The organism is Senegalia massiliensis, assembly GCF_009911265.1.
GTDB lineage: Bacteria > Bacillota > Clostridia > Tissierellales > SIT17 > Anaeromonas > Anaeromonas massiliensis_A.
In genome coordinates this window covers 1-19,451 of sequence record NZ_QXXA01000016.1, presented here as the reverse complement: position 1 = coordinate 19,451, position 19,451 = coordinate 1, and the positions used below count along the sequence as shown (strand labels likewise).

The 19,451-nt window shown below is 26.3% G+C and carries 24 protein-coding genes; 2 read left to right on the top strand and 22 right to left on the bottom strand.

Annotated features, from left to right (window positions below):
- Positions 1–11: 11 nt before the first annotated feature.
- From D3Z33_RS13625 to D3Z33_RS17195, 18 genes are all read right to left on the bottom strand, one after another.
- A complete protein-coding gene (locus tag D3Z33_RS13625; RefSeq protein WP_160198329.1) occupies positions 12–368 on the bottom strand; it encodes a TIGR02530 family flagellar biosynthesis protein in 357 nt (118 codons plus the stop codon).
- Positions 369–382: 14 nt separating this feature from the next.
- A complete protein-coding gene (locus D3Z33_RS17200; protein ID WP_160198328.1) occupies positions 383–748 on the bottom strand; it encodes a flagellar hook assembly protein FlgD in 366 nt (121 codons plus the stop codon).
- A 10-nt stretch (positions 749–758) separates the two neighbouring features.
- Entirely contained in the window at positions 759–2,033 is a 1,275-nt protein-coding gene (locus D3Z33_RS17130; RefSeq protein ID WP_160198327.1) for a flagellar hook-length control protein FliK, read from the bottom strand.
- Positions 2,034–2,051: 18 nt separating this feature from the next.
- Positions 2,052–3,215 (bottom strand): MotE family protein, encoded by a 1,164-nt coding sequence (locus D3Z33_RS13610; RefSeq protein WP_160198326.1) that lies wholly within the window; start codon positions 3,213–3,215, stop codon positions 2,052–2,054.
- Positions 3,216–3,226: 11 nt separating this feature from the next.
- Complete coding sequence (gene fliJ / locus D3Z33_RS13605; protein WP_160198325.1) at positions 3,227–3,664, bottom strand: flagellar export protein FliJ; 438 nt, start codon at positions 3,662–3,664, stop codon at positions 3,227–3,229.
- A gap of 16 nt (positions 3,665–3,680) precedes the next feature.
- Positions 3,681–4,991, bottom strand: coding sequence for a flagellar protein export ATPase FliI (gene fliI, locus D3Z33_RS13600; RefSeq protein ID WP_160198324.1), 1,311 nt, complete (start codon positions 4,989–4,991; stop codon positions 3,681–3,683).
- 6 nt (positions 4,992–4,997) lie between these two features.
- Positions 4,998–5,753 (bottom strand): FliH/SctL family protein, encoded by a 756-nt coding sequence (locus tag D3Z33_RS13595; RefSeq protein WP_160198323.1) that lies wholly within the window; start codon positions 5,751–5,753, stop codon positions 4,998–5,000.
- Complete coding sequence (gene fliG, locus D3Z33_RS13590) at positions 5,746–6,753, bottom strand: flagellar motor switch protein FliG (RefSeq protein WP_160198322.1); 1,008 nt, start codon at positions 6,751–6,753, stop codon at positions 5,746–5,748. The genes D3Z33_RS13595 and fliG overlap by 8 nt, the downstream gene beginning before the upstream one ends.
- Positions 6,754–6,764: 11 nt before the next feature.
- On the bottom strand, positions 6,765–8,303 hold the full coding sequence (gene fliF / locus D3Z33_RS13585; protein ID WP_160198321.1) for a flagellar basal-body MS-ring/collar protein FliF: 1,539 nt from the start codon (positions 8,301–8,303) through the stop codon (positions 6,765–6,767).
- A 26-nt stretch (positions 8,304–8,329) separates the two neighbouring features.
- Positions 8,330–8,620: a flagellar hook-basal body complex protein FliE gene (gene fliE, locus D3Z33_RS13580; RefSeq protein WP_160198320.1), complete on the bottom strand. Its 291-nt coding sequence runs from the start codon at positions 8,618–8,620 to the stop codon at positions 8,330–8,332.
- Between the two features lie 10 nt (positions 8,621–8,630).
- Positions 8,631–9,068: a flagellar basal body rod protein FlgC gene (gene flgC / locus D3Z33_RS13575; protein WP_160198319.1), complete on the bottom strand. Its 438-nt coding sequence runs from the start codon at positions 9,066–9,068 to the stop codon at positions 8,631–8,633.
- Positions 9,069–9,070: 2 nt separating this feature from the next.
- A complete protein-coding gene (flgB, locus tag D3Z33_RS13570; RefSeq protein ID WP_243153518.1) occupies positions 9,071–9,478 on the bottom strand; it encodes a flagellar basal body rod protein FlgB in 408 nt (135 codons plus the stop codon).
- A 219-nt stretch (positions 9,479–9,697) separates the two neighbouring features.
- Positions 9,698–11,077, bottom strand: coding sequence for an ATP-dependent protease ATPase subunit HslU (gene hslU / locus D3Z33_RS13565; RefSeq protein ID WP_160198318.1), 1,380 nt, complete (start codon positions 11,075–11,077; stop codon positions 9,698–9,700).
- Positions 11,078–11,088: 11 nt separating this feature from the next.
- Positions 11,089–11,619, bottom strand: coding sequence for an HslVU peptidase proteolytic subunit (gene hslV / locus D3Z33_RS13560; protein WP_160198317.1), 531 nt, complete (start codon positions 11,617–11,619; stop codon positions 11,089–11,091).
- Between the two features lie 15 nt (positions 11,620–11,634).
- Complete coding sequence (topA, locus tag D3Z33_RS13555; protein WP_160198316.1) at positions 11,635–13,707, bottom strand: type I DNA topoisomerase; 2,073 nt, start codon at positions 13,705–13,707, stop codon at positions 11,635–11,637.
- A gap of 15 nt (positions 13,708–13,722) precedes the next feature.
- Entirely contained in the window at positions 13,723–14,808 is a 1,086-nt protein-coding gene (gene dprA / locus D3Z33_RS13550) for a DNA-processing protein DprA (RefSeq protein WP_201750540.1), read from the bottom strand.
- Positions 14,809–14,842: 34 nt separating this feature from the next.
- Positions 14,843–15,199 (bottom strand): hypothetical protein, encoded by a 357-nt coding sequence (locus D3Z33_RS16805; protein ID WP_347561282.1) that lies wholly within the window; start codon positions 15,197–15,199, stop codon positions 14,843–14,845.
- Positions 15,200–15,231: 32 nt separating this feature from the next.
- Positions 15,232–15,342 carry an ATP-binding protein gene (locus tag D3Z33_RS17195; RefSeq protein ID WP_243153517.1) on the bottom strand — a complete coding sequence of 37 codons (111 nt, stop codon included), beginning with the start codon at positions 15,340–15,342 and terminating at the stop codon, positions 15,232–15,234.
- Here D3Z33_RS17195 and D3Z33_RS17125 point away from each other — a divergent pair.
- Positions 15,291–15,761, top strand: coding sequence for a helix-turn-helix domain-containing protein (locus D3Z33_RS17125; RefSeq protein WP_431768841.1), 471 nt, complete (start codon positions 15,291–15,293; stop codon positions 15,759–15,761). The genes D3Z33_RS17195 and D3Z33_RS17125 overlap by 52 nt on opposite strands.
- 195 nt (positions 15,762–15,956) lie before the next feature.
- Here the strand turns inward: D3Z33_RS17125 and D3Z33_RS13535 are convergent, their stop codons facing one another.
- Positions 15,957–16,970 carry an alpha/beta hydrolase family protein gene (locus D3Z33_RS13535; RefSeq protein WP_160198314.1) on the bottom strand — a complete coding sequence of 338 codons (1,014 nt, stop codon included), beginning with the start codon at positions 16,968–16,970 and terminating at the stop codon, positions 15,957–15,959.
- Between the two features lie 358 nt (positions 16,971–17,328).
- Here D3Z33_RS13535 and D3Z33_RS13530 point away from each other — a divergent pair, with 358 nt between their 5' ends.
- The gene (locus D3Z33_RS13530) at positions 17,329–17,520 is read left to right on the top strand and encodes a hypothetical protein (protein ID WP_160198313.1); all 192 of its coding nucleotides are present in this window, start codon (positions 17,329–17,331) and stop codon (positions 17,518–17,520) included.
- Between the two features lie 169 nt (positions 17,521–17,689).
- Here D3Z33_RS13530 and D3Z33_RS13525 read toward each other — a convergent pair whose 3' ends face one another.
- The 3 genes from D3Z33_RS13525 to D3Z33_RS16575 all read right to left on the bottom strand — a co-directional run.
- On the bottom strand, positions 17,690–18,220 hold the full coding sequence (locus D3Z33_RS13525; RefSeq protein ID WP_160198312.1) for a hypothetical protein: 531 nt from the start codon (positions 18,218–18,220) through the stop codon (positions 17,690–17,692).
- Between the two features lie 109 nt (positions 18,221–18,329).
- Complete coding sequence (locus D3Z33_RS13520; protein WP_160198311.1) at positions 18,330–18,845, bottom strand: hypothetical protein; 516 nt, start codon at positions 18,843–18,845, stop codon at positions 18,330–18,332.
- Between the two features lie 404 nt (positions 18,846–19,249).
- A partial coding sequence (locus D3Z33_RS16575; RefSeq protein WP_207708354.1) for a hypothetical protein occupies positions 19,250–19,451 on the bottom strand: 202 nt, incomplete at its 5' end.

Sequence of the window (19,451 nt, the reverse complement as noted above, 5' to 3'; positions counted from 1 at the left end):
TTAAGGTCCAGCTATATAATCACGGCTCCATCAATATTTGTAAAAACATTATCTTTTAAATTATCTCTATTAATAGTTGTAATTATTGTATTTTTAGTAACACTAGCTATAAATGCTTTATTATCCATTAAAATCAAAGCTTGATCTATACCTTTTTCTCTTGCATTATTTATAGCAGTATTAATTTTTTCTACATCTTTCTTATCTATAGATATATTTCTATCATCTATTCTTTTCATAGCATGTTTTGAAAATTTTATGTTGTTTATATTATCTAATACATCACCAAAAGAAATATTACTTTTAAAATTTTTATTATTTTTTTGATGAACTTTTTGATTAACATGATGTATATTGTATGTTTTCATTTTTTCACTCCATATTAGATGGTATCTTCATCTCCGTCTCCATCTACATCTTCATCTACATTTTCATATCCATCTTTTATTTCTTCTAATGCTTCTTTTATTTCTTTGATTTCTTGAATAATATTATTTTGTGAATGTTGCATTGTTATATTTAAATTCTGTGTTTGTTCTAAAGCACTAAATTGAGCCATCTGTGCTATAAATTCTTTATCTTCCAATGGTTTTAAAGGATCTTGATTCTTAATTTGTGTAACTAATAGTTGTAAAAAAGAATCTTTTCCCAACATACTACTATTATTTAAAGTATTTTTAGCATTTTTAGTATTGTTACTATAATTACTTGTATTGTTTACATAATTGTTTGTACTATTTACACTCATGATTTCCTCCTTATGCTTTTATATCTAAAGAACCATTTACAATATAATCTCTACCATAATTATTAAATATTAATTCTTCATACTCACTTTCATCTTTCTCCAAATTAGATTTGTTTTTTCTTTTAGAGTAATATTTTTTGAAAAAATTCTGTTGATCTCCATTAGAAAAACTTTCTTGTCCAACTGTCACATTCATTTCTTTTAATAAGATACCTTTTGAAGAAAAAGTTTCTTTTAAACTATCTATATTATTTTCTAATAAATTTTTAACATCTGTATTCTCAACTAATATTTTCCCTATAATATTACCTTCATCCATATCTAATTTTATCATTATTTTTCCTAATGATTCTGGATTCAAACTTATTTTTGCTATTTTGACACCTTCATTATCAATGAATTTAATATTTGAATTAATCTGTTCTAGTATATTATATTTTTCCATAATGTTAGATGAAAAAGTATCTTTGTTTATAACCTTAGTTACATTCATAATATTTTTGTTTAGATCAATATTGTCTTGTTTCAAAACAATATTTTCATCGATAATATCTTTTTGAACTTTAGGTTGCTCATCTAAGTTTATCTCTTTTTCAAAAGAATAAGTATTAGATTTTGGCTGCTCTTTTTCATTAAGTTCATTATTTACTAAATTATAATTTTCAACTTCTCTTTTAACACTTTCTTCTCTTTTATTAATTTTATTTTGTTCTAAGTTGAATTTAGTATTTAATTCTTTTAATATTTTATTTAATTCACTTTCAATAAATAAAGCATCATTTGATTCTTCTGTTACTGATATTTTTCCATCTAATTGTTTTAAAAGTGATTTTATTTCTTTAGAAATCGAAGTATCATCAAGATTAATTGTTTCCATATTAGAAACTAACTCTTTTATTTTTTTTATGATATTCATTTTATCGTTGTTAGTTTCTTTTAAATTTAAGTTTTCCATTAACATATTAATTTCTTCTAATATTTCCTTTGGTACAATCACTTTGTCTTCACTTTGAAAATTAAATTCTAAAAAATCTTCTTTCTGAGCATTAAAATTAGTAACAAAAAAGATATCTGTATTTTTAATTTCATCTTTTTCTTTATTATTCTTTTTCTCATCAAGTTTGAATTCATATTTTTTAAATTTATTATTTTCTTTAGGATCTACTTGATCATTTAATAAGTTATAAAAATTAGAATCCTTTTCTTCTGATTTTTTTTGTTTACCTCCATCAGTTCTTACTAAATTTTTATTTGGAATTAAATTAACACCCTCTATTCTATTCACCCCCTTTCAATATATTAATTATGTAGTTAATTGTTTAGATATCTGATTTGCAGTATCTGAATCAATAAAACTAAGTATTTCAGCCACCTTTTTCTCATTCATTTTATCTAATACATCAACTACTAATTTACTATTTTCTTTAAATAAATCTTCAATTATTACAGAAAGAGATTCACTATCCATTTTTTGATATACTTTAACTAAATCTTCAATTTTAGTTTTATACTTTTTAATATCTTCAATCTTACTAGCCAATTTCACAATTCTTGAATCTAATTCCTCATTAAGCAATTCAATATTTCTCATTTCTGTAAAAAGTTCCTTTTGAAACTCATCATCATCTATTTCTACAAGTACGTTAGCTGCTTTATCAATAGTAAGATTCAAATAAATAATAGCTAGTTGATTTAAATTATAGTTATCATCATTTCCAATTTCCTTGATTGTATCACTTACTTTGTTTACCTGATAAATTTCACTTTGTCTAAGTAATTTTTCATATTCTAACTCTTTCTCTGTCAATCCAATATTCACTTCTATAGCTTTATTTTTTTCTAAGTTGTTAAGTACATAATCATAAATATCTTCATTAAAATAATATAATAAATCTATGGTTTTAGATGTTGAAATATTTTCAAATATATCATTTACCCTTTGAAAATTTTGATCATTATAATACTCTAATATTATCTTTTTAGCAACTAGTAACTCTTTACTTTCAATCTTTTTAATATCTTCTTTTAATTCATCTTTTTTTTCAGAGTCTATTTCATCATAGACAGATATTAAAGGATCTTTTCTTAATTCAATATTTCTAACTTTCTTTATAGTTTCTTCTGTTTTTTCTGGTGAAATTTTATTCATAGCTTGAACTATTTGATAATATAGTTCTTCATTATCTTTTTTTATTATAAACAATTTGTCTGCAGCACTTTCTTCACTGATTGCATTGTAGTATTCTGCAATATAAAAAACTTTGTCATTAGCTTCAGCTGTGGTAGGATATTGATTAAAATAATTGCCTATAGGTCCAGGGATTATTCTTAGATATTTATTAGCTTCCATCTTAAAATCTCTATTAGTGCTATATAAAATTGCTAATGATGTAATAGGTATAACTATAAAAACAATAACTATAACTATTAATATTTTAAATCCTTTTTTTATACCTTCATTTTTCATATAATCACCCATTAATTATTACAACTAATAAACGTTACAATTTCATCAACTGTAATAGATTCCTTTTTTTTCATTAAATTTAAATGTTTTTTATAATCATTCTCCTTTAATTTCTCAAAAACCTTCTTATCTTTTGATGCCGTTATTAAATTATCTTTTGCTTCATTTACTTCCTTTTTTACTTCATTGATCATTTTCTTTTGATTATTTATTTTATAATTTGATTGTTCTATATATGAATTATAATTTTTCAAATCTTTTATAGTCTTAATATAATTCAAATCATCTTTTTCGTTTTCAATTTTCCTTTTATCTTCTAGAAATTCGTTTAATCTTTTCTCAGAATTTTCTAGCTCTTTTTTAGCATTACTATACTTTAACATCATTTGATCTTGTATAGAAGACTTAAAATCTAAAACAGTTTGCAACTTATAATTATAATTCCCCATATTTTAGTCACCTACTTTACTCATTTATAATATTTCTCATCATATCTATAACATAATCATAAGAACAATTCTCCATAACATCCTGCTTTAAAAACGAATTTATATTGTCTATTAATTTTATAGATCTATCAATTTTCCCATTTGAACCTGATTTATAAGCACCTATATTTATTAAATCTTCCGATGATTTATAAGTTGCCAATATATCTTTTAATTCATTAGAAATATTTTTATGATCTTCATTGACAATATTAGGCATAACCCTACTTATACTTGCTAATACATCTATTGCTGGATAATGATTTTTATTTGCGAAGTCTCGTGAAAGTACAATATGTCCATCTAATATACCCCTTACAGTATCTGTTATAGGTTCGTTCATATCATCTCCATCTACTAACACAGTATATAAAGCTGTAATTGTCCCTTTATCAGAATTTCCTGCTCTTTCAAGTAATCTAGGTAATACAGCAAAAACTGAAGGAGTAAATCCTCTAGTTACTGGAGGTTCTCCTATAGCTAGTCCAACTTCCCTTTGTGCCATAGCAAATCTTGTAAGAGAATCCATTAGCAACATTACATTTTCACCATTATCTCTAAAGTATTCAGCAATAGCAGTTGTTAAAAGAGCACCCTTCATCCTTACTAAAGCAGGTTGATCAGATGTTGCTACTACTAATACTGTTCTTTCTAATCCTTCTTCCTTTAAATCATTCTCAATAAACTCTCTTACTTCTCTTCCTCTTTCACCAATTAAACCTATAACATTCACATCAGATGAAGCATTTCTTGCAATCATTCCCATTAAAGTACTCTTTCCAACTCCACTACCTGCAAATATCCCTATCCTTTGACCTTTACCACAAGTTAACATTCCATCTATTGCCTTTATTCCTAAAGGTAATACTTCAGTTATTTTGTTCCTATCTAATGGATTAGGAGGAAGATTTGAAACTGGATATTTAGTTTTAATTTTTAATGGACCTTTACCATCTATTGGGTTACCCATCCCATCTAATACTCTTCCAACTAACTCATAAGATACTCCAACTTTTAATGAATCTCCAGTAGCAACTACAGTACTTCCTGGTCCAATACCTTCCATTTCCCCAAGAGGCATTAATAATATCCTCTCTTCTTTAAACCCTACAACTTCACTCATTATTGGTATAGTTTTATTATAAGGGTAAATATAACATAGCTCACCAATTTTAGATAAAGGCCCATTAGCCTCAACAGTAAGACCAGTAATTTTAGTTACTTCACCTCTATATTTTATAAATTCACTTCTATGTATTTCTCTTTTATACTTTTCAAGATTTATCATAAAACATCACTCACTATCTAATAGATCTTTTAAAATTAACTTTAATTTTTCTAGCTGTGTATCTATACTTACATCTACACTCCCATTCAAGGTTTCTAAAATCATACCACCTTTTTCTAAATTCTTGTCTAATACAATATCAATTTCTTCTACATTGTGTGCCATAGAAAGAATCTTTTCCTTATACATATCTAAGAAATCAAAGTCATCACTGCTAGTTTTAATTATTAATCTTTTTGTATTAGTTAGATTATCAAGTCCCCTTTGAATAATTGATAAAATAATTTCTTTATCATCATCATATAATCTATTGACAATTTTATAACAAGAGTCTATTACAAGGTCCACTATATCTTTTTCCAAATCTGATAATAATTCTTTCCTTCGATTCAAGTTTTCGTTTTTAATACCTAAAGCTTCTTGAATCAATAAATTTGACTGTTCATTACCTTCCTCATAACCTTCTTTATATCCTTGTTCAAAACCCTCATTATACCCTTTGTTTTTATAATCCTCTAACAATTGAATTCCTTTTTTATTGTTTTCTTCTGATATATTTTTTGACTGTTCTTCAGCTTTATTAATAATATCTTGAGCATTAGTATTAGCTTCTTCTAATATGTTCTTTTGTTTAAGTAATGTATCTTTTATAATATTTTTCTTGAAATTCTCTAGATCTTTTATTTCATTTTCAGTATTTTTTTTATTCGCTCCATGACTATAAATTTCTGATACTAACGGAGATTTTATAATTCTAGACAATTACTTCATCTCCTCCCCTTGGAGTGATAATTTCTCCCGCATCTTCAAGTTTCCTAATTACACTAACAATATTTTGCTGAGATTCTTCTATATCTTTAAGTCTTACAGGACCCATAAATTCCATATCTTCCTTTATAATTTCAACTAACCTTTTAGACATATTAGCAAAAATAACTTCTTTCACTTCTTCACTAGCACCTTTTAAAGCTATAGACCATTCACTATTATCAATTTCTCTAATAAATCTTTGAATAGATTTACTATCTAAATTAACTATATCCTCAAACACAAACATTCTTTTTCTTATTTCTTCAGACAACTCTACATCATCTAACTCTAATTCTTCCATTATATATTTTTCTGTACCTCTATCAACAGAATTTAAAATAGAAACAATTGACTCTATTCCACCTGCAGAAGTATAATCTTGACTAACCATATTAGAAAACTTACTTTCAAGTATTCTTTCTACTTCTTTTATAATCTCAGGAGATGTTCTATCCATAAGTGCAATTCTTTTTGCTACTTCTGATTGCTTATTACTACTTAAATTAGATAATATTTGCCCTGATTGATTTGGAGATAAATAAGAAAGAATCAAAGCTATTGTCTGAGGATGCTCATTCTGAATATAATTTAATAGTTGTCCAGCATCAGCCTTTCTAATAAATTCAAAAGGTCTAACTTGGAGGGAAGTTGTTAATTTATTTATAATATTTAACGCTTGTTGTCCCCCAAGTGCTCTTTCTAAAACATCTTTAGCATAATTAATTCCACCTTCAGATATATATTCTTGAGCTAAACACATTTGATAAAAGTCTTCTACAGTTTTCTCTTTATCTTCAGGGGATACTTTCCTCATATTTGCTATCTCTAATGTTAATTCTTCAATTTCTTCTTCATTTAAATGTTTAAATATTTCTGCTGATTTTTCAGGTCCCAAACTTATTAATAATATGGCTGCCTTTTCTTTACCTGATAAATATTGCTTTGGACTCATATCTACCACCTCTATTCTTCATTGAGCCAACTTCTCAATAATTGAGCAACAGCATCTGGTTTTTTCTTTACAAAGTCATTTATTTTAGATTTATATTGTGACTTTTCTGTTTCAAAATCTATATCTTCAATATATTCGTTACTATCAATTTGACTATCAATAGACATACTTTCTTCTAATGAATCTTTTTTATTTCTACGTCTATATACTAAAATCCCAATAATAATCATACCTAAAACTAAAGCACCAATTAAAACATATGACCATGAAGGTAAACTTGCTAGATTATTATTTGAATTAGGAGTATTAACAACTTCTGGTTTATTAAATTCACCTGTGCTAACTACAACTTCTTGTGTATTAATTCCTGTAGCTGCATATATTAATTCTTCTATTTCTTTTTGTCTTTCACCTGTCAACTCACCATCTATAGCATTTTCGTTTATAAGTATTGCAACAGTAACTGACTCCACCTTACCTGGAGATTTTTTTATTTCTCTATTTATTTCATTTAATTCATAGTTAATAACTTCACTTGCTTTATCATATTTTGAAGAAGCATTATCATCAGTCGCATAATCAGTAGTATCTTCTACATTAGATTCAGTGCCAACTGGGTCTTCAGAAATTCCACCTACAGTATGTTCTTCTATTTTTTCCATACTTCTAATTAATCCTTCTGTTTGATCTTCAATAGGTGGGGTAAATTCTACAATATTAGTAATTTCACTATCAAAATTCATATTTACATTTGCTCTAACATCAACATTAGAATTTCCAAAAAGATTTTCTAAAAATCTAGTTATACTATTATTTAATTTACTTTCAAACCCTTGTTTCATTCCAAGTTGATCAGTTACATCATAATTTTCCATATTTTCTTCAGTATCTGAATATGATCTACCAGAATCATCTATTATATTTACATTTTCAATTGTCATATCTTTAAAGGAACTTGAAACTAAAGTTTGAATTGCTACAACTTTTTCGTTATTTAATGGTGTAGTATCAGTCAATGTAACAAAAACAGAAGCAGTAGATATTTCATTTTCATTCATAAAATTAGTATCCTCTGGAATATCTACAATTACATTTGATTCTTCAATACCTTCAATTTGAGAAATAGTAGAAGAAATCTGACTTTCTACAGCATACTTTACTCTTTCTTTTTTCTCATACTCTGTCATAGTCCAACTTGTTTCATTCAAAGCATCAAGTATACTATATCCTTCTTTTGGCAATCCTTCTGATGCTAAATCAATCATTATTTTAGACTTATTCTCTTTAGGAACAAGTATTGTAGTTTCATTTTCACCAAATTTCCAATCCATAGATTGTTCATCTAACTTAGTTGTTATAATACCTGCATCTTTTTTAGAAAGATCACTATATAATATTTCATATTCTGTTCTTGTAATAAAAAAGATTATTCCTGTAAAAACTATTAATAATAAAAGTATTCCAATTATTAATTTGTATTTATTCTTTTTTTCCAAATTAGACCAAAAATCTAGTAATTGATTTTTGGCTTTTTCTATAGTTTCAGCCAATTAAATTCACTCCATTCCCAAAATACTTATATTTGCATTCTCATAATTTCTTTATAAGCATCCATAAGCTTATTTTCTATACTTAGAGTTAATTGTAAGGCTAAATCCGCTTTTTCTGTTGCTATCATAGCATTATGTATATTATCAACTTCTCCAATTGCAAGCATCTTTTTATAATCTTCATCTTGTTTTTGCAATGAATTTACTTTACTTAACTGTTGATCTAAGAACTCACCAAAATTAATTTTATTTTTAGAATTATCATCTAATTTGTTAATTGATTGACTAACTATGTTTGATAAACCTTGTATTTTCATAACTTCCTCCTTATCTTCCTATATCTAATGCCTTCATAAACATAGATTTAGAAGAATTTAGTGCAGTTATATTAGCTTCATAGGCACGTGTAGCTGATATCATATCCACCATCTCTTTAGTAACATCTACATTTGGCATTTCTACATAACCATTTTCGTTAGCATCTGGATGACCTGGTTCATAAACAACCTTATATGGAGAATCATCCTCTTTTATTGCTGTTATTTTAACTCCATTACTTTCATTTGATTTACTCAATGTATTATTTAAAACATCAGAAAATTTAGGTTTACTTTCACTGAAAACTACTAATTTTCTTTTATAAGGAGTGCCACTACTAGTTCTTGTAGTATTTGCATTTGAAATATTCTCTGATATAACATCCATTCTAGTTCTTTCAGCAGTCATACCAGTAGCACTAATGTTTATTGAACTAAATAAGCTCATTATTATCTCCCCTCTCTTATAATATTTCTAATTTTTTTAGATTCATTTGAAACTTGTCTTGCAATAGCATTATATAACATAGTATTTTTCGTAAGATTAGCCATTTCAACATCAATATTTACATTGTTATCATCATTTCTAGTTGAATAAGAATTATCTTTTGTTATTTTTATATCTGTATTTATTTGTTTATTTTTAAAACCTATATGCCTACTATTTGTTGTGTTTAATTTTAAACTATTACTCATATTTAATTGTTCTTTTAAATTTTCTTCAAAACTCACTTTGTTTTTTTTATATCCAGGAGTATTTACATTAGATATATTATTGTTTATGGCTTCATTTCTTTTTGAATATCCATCTAAAGCTGTATTCATTAAATTCATATTATTAAAAACACCATTTAACAAAATATTCACCTCCCACCTTGATGCTTCTTTACTATTGTAATATAAATCCAGTGTAAAATAAATAGTTTTTCTTGTTTTATATTGTAGGTTATTATATAACTATGACATATTTTTTTTGCAAATGGCATAAATACCAGATTTTATGACAAAAAGTAAAAAGATTACACATAAAAATAGTAGTTAAGTCCTACATTAAAAAAGTAGCCTTTAGGCTACTTTTTATAGTATATATTTTGATAAATCAATTTGCTCTATATCATGTTTTAATTTTTCATTTACATATTTTCTATCAATAGTAAATTCTTTACCTTGATATAAAGATGCATCAAAAGAAATTTCTTCTAATAATTCTTCAAGTATAGTATACAATCTTCTTGCTCCAATATTTTCTGTTTGATCATTTACTAAGAATGCTATCTTTGCTATCTCTGAAATTCCATCATCAGTAAATATTAAATCTACTCCTTCTGTTTTCAATAAATGCTTATATTGTTTAATTAAAGCATTTTGAGGTTTTGTTAATATTTCTTTGAAATTATCTTGTGTAAGATTATCAAGTTTTACTCTTATAGGGAATCTTCCTTGGATTTCAGGAATTAAATCAGTAACCTTAGAAACATGAAATGCACCTGCAGCAATAAATAAAATATGATCCGTTTTTATAGGTCCATATTTACTCATAACAGTAGAACCCTCTATTATTGGCAATATGTCCCTTTGGACTCCTTCTCTAGAAACATCAGGCCCTGATCCATTTCTAGCTGCAATTTTATCAATTTCATCAATAAATATAATACCACTATTTTCTGCTTTTTCTATGGCTATAGAATTAATATCATCTATATCAATCATTTTTTGTGCTTCCTCATTAGCAAGAATTTTTCTAGCTTCTTTAATAGTTACTTTTCTATTCTTCTTTTTCTTCGGTAATATTCCTGAAAATATATCATTCATATTCATATCATCCATTCCCATTGCTCCCATCATTCCTATAGGTTGAGAATGGGTCTCTTCCACTAATATTTCTACATATTGATCTTCTATTTCTTTATTTTTTAATTTGTTTTTTATAGTTTTCTTATCTCCTATATCATCTTTTCTATCAATCTCATTATCTTCTTCATCATTAGTTGAACCAAAGAAAGCTTCAAAAGGATTTTGGTTTTTTTCCTTCTTTTTTTCAGGACCATTTATTAATATCTTTAAAATTCTTTTTTCTGCTAATTCTTCTGCTTTATTATATACTTCAGAAATTTTTTCGTTTTTAACTAGTCGTATTGATGTTTCTACTAAATCTCTCACCATAGATTCTACATCTCTTCCTACATATCCAACTTCAGTAAATTTAGTAGCTTCAACTTTTACAAAGGGTGCATTTACTAATTTTGCAAGTCTTCTAGCTATTTCAGTTTTTCCAACTCCAGTTGGTCCTTCCATAATTATATTCTTAGGTTTAACTTCTTCTTTAAACTCATCATTTAATTTGTTTCTTCTATATCTATTTCTAAGTGCAACTGCTACTGAACGTTTAGCTTTCTTTTGACCTATAATGTAATTATCTAATTTTTCTACTATCTCAATAGGTGTATATTCCTTCATATAATTACCTCCTAAAACTCTTCTGTTATAATATTATCATTAGTAAATACACAAATTTGTGAAGCTATTTTTATAGATTTGTAAGCTATTTCTTTTGAACTAAGGTCAGTGTTATCCATTAAAGCTTTGCCAGCAGCAAATGCATAATTTCCTCCTGATCCTATTGCAACTAAACCTTGATCTGGTTCTATAACCTCTCCACCACCAGATATAACCAAAAGATTTTCACTATCACCTGCTATTAGCATCGCTTCTAATTTCCTTAAAACCTTATCCCCACGCCATTCTTGGGCTAAGTCAACAGCAGCCCTAGTCAAATTTCCATTAAATTGTTGAAGTTTTTCTTCTAATTTATCAGATAATGTTATAGCATCTGCTACTGAACCTGCAAATCCAACTATTACATTATCATTATATAATTTTCTTATTTTCTTTGCAGTACTTTTCATTATAGTCTTATCACCCATTGTTACTTGACCATCACCTGCAAATGCTAATTTACCATCTTTTCTTACAGCTATAATTGTAGTAGCTCTTAACATTTTATAAACACCTGCCTATTTATTTTTTGTGGTTTTTTTGTAATCACATTCTATACATTTTATAGTAGTTCCTTTTTTAGTAGTCTTTTTAGTAAGAATATTATTACATTCAGGACATTTTTCATTTATTGGCATATCCCAAGAAACAAAATCACATTCAGGATAATTAGTACATCCATAAAATTTTCTTCCTTTTTTAGATTTTCTTTCTATAATTTCACCATCTTTACATTTAGGACAATCAATATTTAATTTATTAAGTATTGGTTTCGTGTTTTTACAATCTGGATAACCAGGACAAGCAAGAAATCTTCCATATCTACCATGCTTAATCACCATATTTCTTCCACATTTTTCACATTCAATATCAGTTTCTTCATCCATATCAATTTCTTCTATTTCATCTTCTGCTACTTTCAATACACCTTTAAAATCATCATAAAAATCTGAAATTACATTTTTCCAAATAATTTTACCTTCTTCAACTTTATCTAACTTATTTTCCATTTCTGCTGTAAATTCTTCATTTATTATATTTTTAAAATACTCTATTAATAAATCAGTTACTATAAATCCTAATTCCGTAGGTTTAAAAGATTTATTTTCGATTAAAACATATCCTCTACTTAATATAGTGCTTATAGTTGGTGAATAAGTAGCTGGTCTTCCTATTCCTAACTCTTCCATAGTTTTAACTAAACTAGCTTCTGTAAATCTAGCAGGCGGCTGAGTAAAATGTTGTTTTGGCAAAACATCTTTTATATCTAATATATCTCCTGCTTTCATATCAGGTATATTAATATTTTTATCTTTACTTTTTATAGGATATACTTTCATAAATCCATCAAAACTTATTTGAGAACCACTAGTCCTTAGTCTATAATCAGAAGCCTTTATATCTATAGTTAAAGTGTCATATACTGCACTTGACATTTGACTAGCTACAAATCTTTGCCATATCAAATTATATAACTTGTATTGATCTTTACTTAAAGAATCTTTTATTTTTTCAGGGGTCTTAAATACATCTGTTGGTCTTATTGCTTCATGTGCATCTTGTATATTTTTTTTACCTTTAGAATTTTTATTTTTAGATAAATACTTATCTCCAAAACTATCTAAAATATAGCTTTCCACTTTATTTCTAGCTTCACTAGATATCCTAGTAGAATCTGTTCTTATATATGTTACAAGTCCTACAGTCCCTTCTCCTTTTATATCAATACCTTGATATAAATCCTGTGCTAACTTCATTGTTTTCTTAGTAGAAAAACCTAAACGATTAGATGCATCCTGTTGAAGACTACTAGTAGTGTAAGAAGGATATGGTTTTCTTTTCTTTTTACCTCTTTTAACATTTTCTACTATCAAACTTGAGTTAGAAATTTCATTAATTATAACTTCAGATTCTTCTTTGTTAGAAATTTTAATTTTTTCTAACTTGCCATCTATTACTTTTCCATTTAATAATGATTCAAACTCTTTTTTATCTTTAAGTAATATAAATTCAATACTCCAATATTCTTCTGGTTTAAATTTATCAATTTCTCTTTCTCTATCTACTATTAACTTAGTAGCGACAGACTGTACTCTACCTGCACTTAGCCCTTTTCTTACTTTTTTCCAAAGTAAAGGACTAATTTTATAACCAACTAATCTATCTAAAACTCTTCTAGCTTGTTGTGCATCTACTAAATCCATATCAATACTTCTAGGATTTTTAATTGCATTCTTTATTGTGTTTTTAGTTATTTCATTAAACTCAATTCTATTCTTTTCTTTGTCATCTAATTTAAGTGCTTTAGCTAAATGCCAAGAGATAGCTTCCCCTTCTCTATCAGGGTCAGTAGCAAGATATACTTTATCTGCCTTTTTAGCCTCTTTTTTTAATTCACTAAGTATAGGTCCTTTTCCCCTTATTGTTATATATCTTGGTTCAAAATCATTTTCAATATCTATTCCCAATTTACTTTTTGGCAAATCAATAACGTGACCTACCGATGCTTTAATTTTATATTTTCTTCCTAAAAATTTTCCTATAGTTTTAGCCTTTGCAGGCGACTCAACTATTACTAATGTCTTTCCCAAAATACTCGCCTCCGATTAATTAACTACTGTAAATATTTTACCTGGTAAAGCCTTTATTTTATTTTTCATCTCTAGTATTGTAAGTATACTTGTAAGTTCTATTATATTTATCTCAGTATTATATGCTATCATATCAGAATGGATAGGTCCATTTTCTATAGATTTTAAAACCATTATTTCTTTATCACTTAAATTATCATAATTCATCTTTTTCTCTTTAGATATAGAATTAATTTCAATTATTTCTTCCAATATATCTTCTAAGCATGTAATTATTTTTGCACCATCTTTTATTAAAAGATTTGTTCCTTTGCTATATATACTATTTATATTTCCTGGCACTGCAAAAACATCTTTACCCTGATCTAGTGCATGATAAGCTGTTATTAATGAACCACTTCTCTCTTTTGCTTCTATTACTAATATTCCACTAGACAATCCACTTATTATTCTATTTCTAAGTGGAAAATTTCCTGCAACTGGTTTCATTCCTATGGGAAACTCTGATATTACAAGTCCTTTTTCACAAATATTATCATATAGCATAGTATTTGTTTTAGGGTATGCTTTATCTACTCCAGAACCTAATACTGCTATTGTACTACCATTTTTATCAATAGCACCTTTATGAGCTATTGCATCAATACCAAGAGCCATACCACTTACTATACAAATACTATATTCAGAAAGTTCCTTTGATAACTTTTCTGCAACCCATTTGCCATAATACGTAGCTTTTCTAGAACCAACTATTGCTATAGAAAGCTTATTTAATAATTCAATATTACCCTTACAATATAATACATTTGGTGGATCATAAATATTCTTCAATTTTAATGGATAATTACTATCTAATATTGTTATAATTTCTATATTATTATCATTAGCTTTATTAATAATATCATCATAATAAATTGAATTCTTAAATTTAATTATATTACTTTTAACATTGCTTCTTAAAAAACTTAATTTCATTATATCATTATTACTTAAGTTCCATAAATCTGTCAAGTTTTCAAAATAATTATATAGTTTATTTATAGTTTTATTTCCTATACCACTTATACTATTAAGCCATATTAATATATCTCTATTAGTCATATTTATCCTCCAAATTTCAATTTATTCTTCATAATTAAATTGAAAAATATTTTCTATCCATACTTCTATATTGAATAGCCTCAAGTATATGTGTACTTTCAATTTTTTCAGTATTTTCTAAATCTGCAATAGTCCTAGCAACTTTCAATATTTTATTATATGCTCTAGCACTAAAACCTAATTTATCAAATGCTGTTTTCAATATATCTTGTGCATCTTTGTTAATTTGACAATATTTATTTATATTTCTTCCTTCAAGTTCTGAATTAGAATAAATATCTTGTTCTGAGTATCTCTCTATTTGTTTATTTCTACATTTATTTACCCTTTTTAGAATTTCATCAGAGGATTCAGAAGTAATATCTTTTTCTCTTAAATCATCAAATTTCACCGGACTAACTTCTATATGTATATCTATTCTATCTAGTAAAGGTCCACTAATTTTTTTAAGTATCTATCTATATCACGTGGATTACAACTGCATTCATGTAAAGGATCCCCATAGTATCCACAAGGACAAGCGTTTATTAGCAAAACACAAAATACTAAATATAGAATGGTATATAAACAACTATTCTGACCTTTCTGAAAATACCTTAGGGAAACGTATAAGGAAAGTCAGATTACAAAAAAACATGACTCAAAAGGATCTTGCTTCTAAATGTAAACTTTCATCTGATACTATTTGCAATATTGAAAGTGAAAGAATAAAAAATCCTTCTATTAAAACTATAAATAAAATCTCTACTATGTTATGTACTACAAATAAGTACTTATTAAACTTAAATAATTGTAACTATAATAAAATTAAAAAATTTAGACTTGAAAAAGGTTATACACAAAGAGAACTTGCTTCTCTTTTAGGAATTCATCAATCTACTTTAACAGATTATGAAAGTGGTAAAATTAAAACAAATAAAAATATATTAAATAACTTATGTAACATTTTGTAAAAAAATTCATAAATATATTATTCTACATTAAGTTGCAAATTCCTTTATATAATGTAGAAACTTTTTAGAGCATAAAAAAGAGAGTTTATTCAGGTAAAGTACTCACCTCTAAAACTCCCCACTGTTCCCCTTAGTATTATTTTGATTTAATCGTCTCTATTTATTAGCTTTATGCTCTTTTACTAATACTTCTTTCTAAGGCAGATCTTGTATCCAATTGCTTAAAGTATCTAAAAACTCACTTGTATATATTTTATCTCCAATAATAAAGCTATGGATCAAAAGAAGGGTTTCATTATCTTGATACTTGCTTTTTAATAGTTCATGAGTAGCATCTGAAAAAATATAAAGTTCATAGTTTTCCTTACCCATATCTTTAAATGTATCATCATATACTTTATAACTCTCATAAACATCTACATTTTGATCTTCTTCCCCAAATAAACCTAAAAAAGGAACTGTCATATTTTTTATACCTTCAATAGCATTGGATTCTGCATTTAAATATGAAAAGTGAAATCGCTCTTTAGTCATAGGTTTTTCATAGTCGTGATTTAAAACAAAATCTACATATCCTTCATAATCATTTTTAACAATTAATTCATCATAAGTTCTTACATAAGACAAATAGTCTTTTTTTTGCTTTTCTGTATAATGTGTTCTTTCAGCTACTTTTGTTTCATAATATATATGTTGATCCATCCAGTCAATGGCTCCACCAACAATAACAATAAAATCTATGGGTGCCATTGACTTAGAAAGTTCTGATATGACCCATCCTCCCTGAGAAAAACCCAATACGCCTTTCTTTCTTATCGGTATCTTATTTTCTAGAATCTTAAGAGCTGATTCAACTTCATCACTGCGTTCTTTCATTGTTTGTTCAAGCCAATTCCCCTCAGATTTAGAAACACCAGCTTTATCATATGAAAAACAAGCGATCCCCTGATCTAGTAAATGATTCATAATTAAGGCATATCCTCCGTTCAAAGTCCTATCTTGAGGTCCATCACCATGAATTAAAAACACAAGATCATAAGGCGGTGGTGTATCAGGTAAATATAAAGAACCTGAAAGATTTATGCCTGAATTGACAAAATTAATTTCCATCTCTTCATCGTAATCAATTTCAAAATTTTCAAGTCTATCAATCACCATAAGCATAAATAAAACTGATATTAAAATGAATATAATTATTTTCTTTTTCATTATCATCCTCCAATTCAATTTTATTTATTATATCATGTACGAATTTTTACTGTCTAATTATACATAAGCAGTTTAGAGTTAATAATTTTTTCTCTATCAAAAGTAATATTACCTTCTATCTCATCTCTATCTATGCCCATTTCTTGCATCTACTTGCTAGGTATATTAAACCTGTTTTTCAAAGCATTTTTTGAAGCATTTCCACCCCCTTTTAAATTGATATTTTATTAATTTATTGAGGTGCAATGGTCACTCTTTATATATATCTTTTTAATATAAATGACATTAGATTTAAGTTATTAGATATGATAAAATTTAATTTAACATAATTTATGATACCAATAAGGTGGTGGATAAAGTGAAAAAAATTACTAAAACTCAAATAGTAACTCTATTATTAATTATTTCTTGGATTATATGGGAGTATCGTGTTTCAATATGGGCAAAAGATGAAATTGGAGCAATTATAAGAATTGATTTACTTTTCATAATACCTATAATTTTAATTATGTCGTTTATTTCAATACGTCAATTTATTAAAAGAAAGTAAATATAATATATATAAATCCATTAACATTATATATGTTGAGTAAAAGGATAAATTATTCATAAAAAATAAGGCTAGAGATTTCCCTCTAGCCTTAAAATAATTTATTCTACTATATATTTTAATAAATTGTTTTACAAGAATATCTTATGTATAGTATTCATAGTTTCATTTATGAAATAAAATGAAATATTAATCTACCAAGTATATTTATTAAAAATAGTGGTATAATTACTGATAAGAATATAGTTAAACCATTTACCTTATGATCTTCTACACACTTGTATTTTTTAAATTTAATATTAATTAATCCAAAAATAATTAATAAGATAATTTGAGGTAATAATGCTAAAAAATCTTTATACGAAAATGGATTTGAAAACATTCCTATTCCCATAATAGAGTACCATAAATTTAAAACAAAAATTATAGTATATATAGCTTTTATAATGATACTATTAGACATTAAATAAGAATACATCATTATAAATATTACAGTAAGTGCTCCTGTTACTACAAAGTCAAATTGAAATATTTTAAAAAGATAATCAAAAATAACCTCCTCTGTATTAAATCCAAATATCTTAAATCCCCAAAATGGGAATAAATAAATTAAAATAATAATAAAGAAAAATACATTAACTAAAATACGACTTAACTTGTTTTCTTGATAATAAGATTTTAATGAACATAGCATCTCCATAAATACATCCCCCTTTTTCTTTTTATAATATATTATTTTCTATTTAGCCATCTATATTTTACCATATAATAAAAAATAAGGCTATAAGTTTAAAGTAAACTTAATTTACTTATGTATCTAACTCACAGTAATACAGTGTTTTACTATCTTTATCATAGATAGCAATTGTAAAATTAAATGAATTTCGATTTATTATACTTGTATCATCCTTTTTATCTTTACTCTCACTGTATCTATCAATAAAAAAGTAGTATCCATTTTCTACAGTTGGAAAAAATCCTTTCCCCTCATCATTTGTAACAAGTGGACCTATAAATTGTGATGAACTCCCTTTACCATATAAAGCAATATTTAAATCGTCAGTTAAGGGTAATTTGCCCCATCTGTCATTATTCTCAATTGATCTAATAATACTTTCGTTTTCTTTATCAGAAAACATAATTTCAATATAAGTAGTACCATCACCATGAAATCCACCATGAGAATCTACATTTTTCAATATCCTTCCATCCAAAAAATTTATGCCTGTAGTTAATGAAATTTCTTTTGTTAAATCACTTGAAGAGCAAGCAGTTATAAAAATAATAGTAATAAGTATGAAAGCATTCAAATATATTTTTCGCATGTCTTACTCCCTTTATAAATTATATAAATAATGTTTATTTCACCACATGATTTTACAAAGAATTATCTATTAGAAAATTTTAAATTCATATAATATACTTCAAATCAACCTAAGTTAATCTAAACACTCACTAAATACATCGTTTTTAATTTTTGTTCTGTTTTAGTTATAATAAAAAGGTGTTCTGGTATATATCTCGGCAAAATTATTGCTATTATGCTGACCACGATTATAATTAAATTGCTAATTATCATTGCTTGTTCCATAAATCCACTTTATACCTCTTTTCTTTTTAATTAATACCATATTTAAATTTTTTATTTGATCTATCATTGAAATTATAAATATTTATAATTTTAATGATAGTCTTCTACAAATGAGATTTATTAAAGAAATATTGAATCTTAACTGTTTTTTTCGGCTAAGCTCTTCCCTCTACAAAATTCACAGAAAATTATAAGTAATACTGATGGAACAATATCATCGTGTTTAATATTACCTACATATATAATATCTATTATAATATGAATTAAAATCGTTATTATAGATATTATAGACACTATTCTAAATATCTTAGGAGATAAATCAATTACATTTTTACTATTC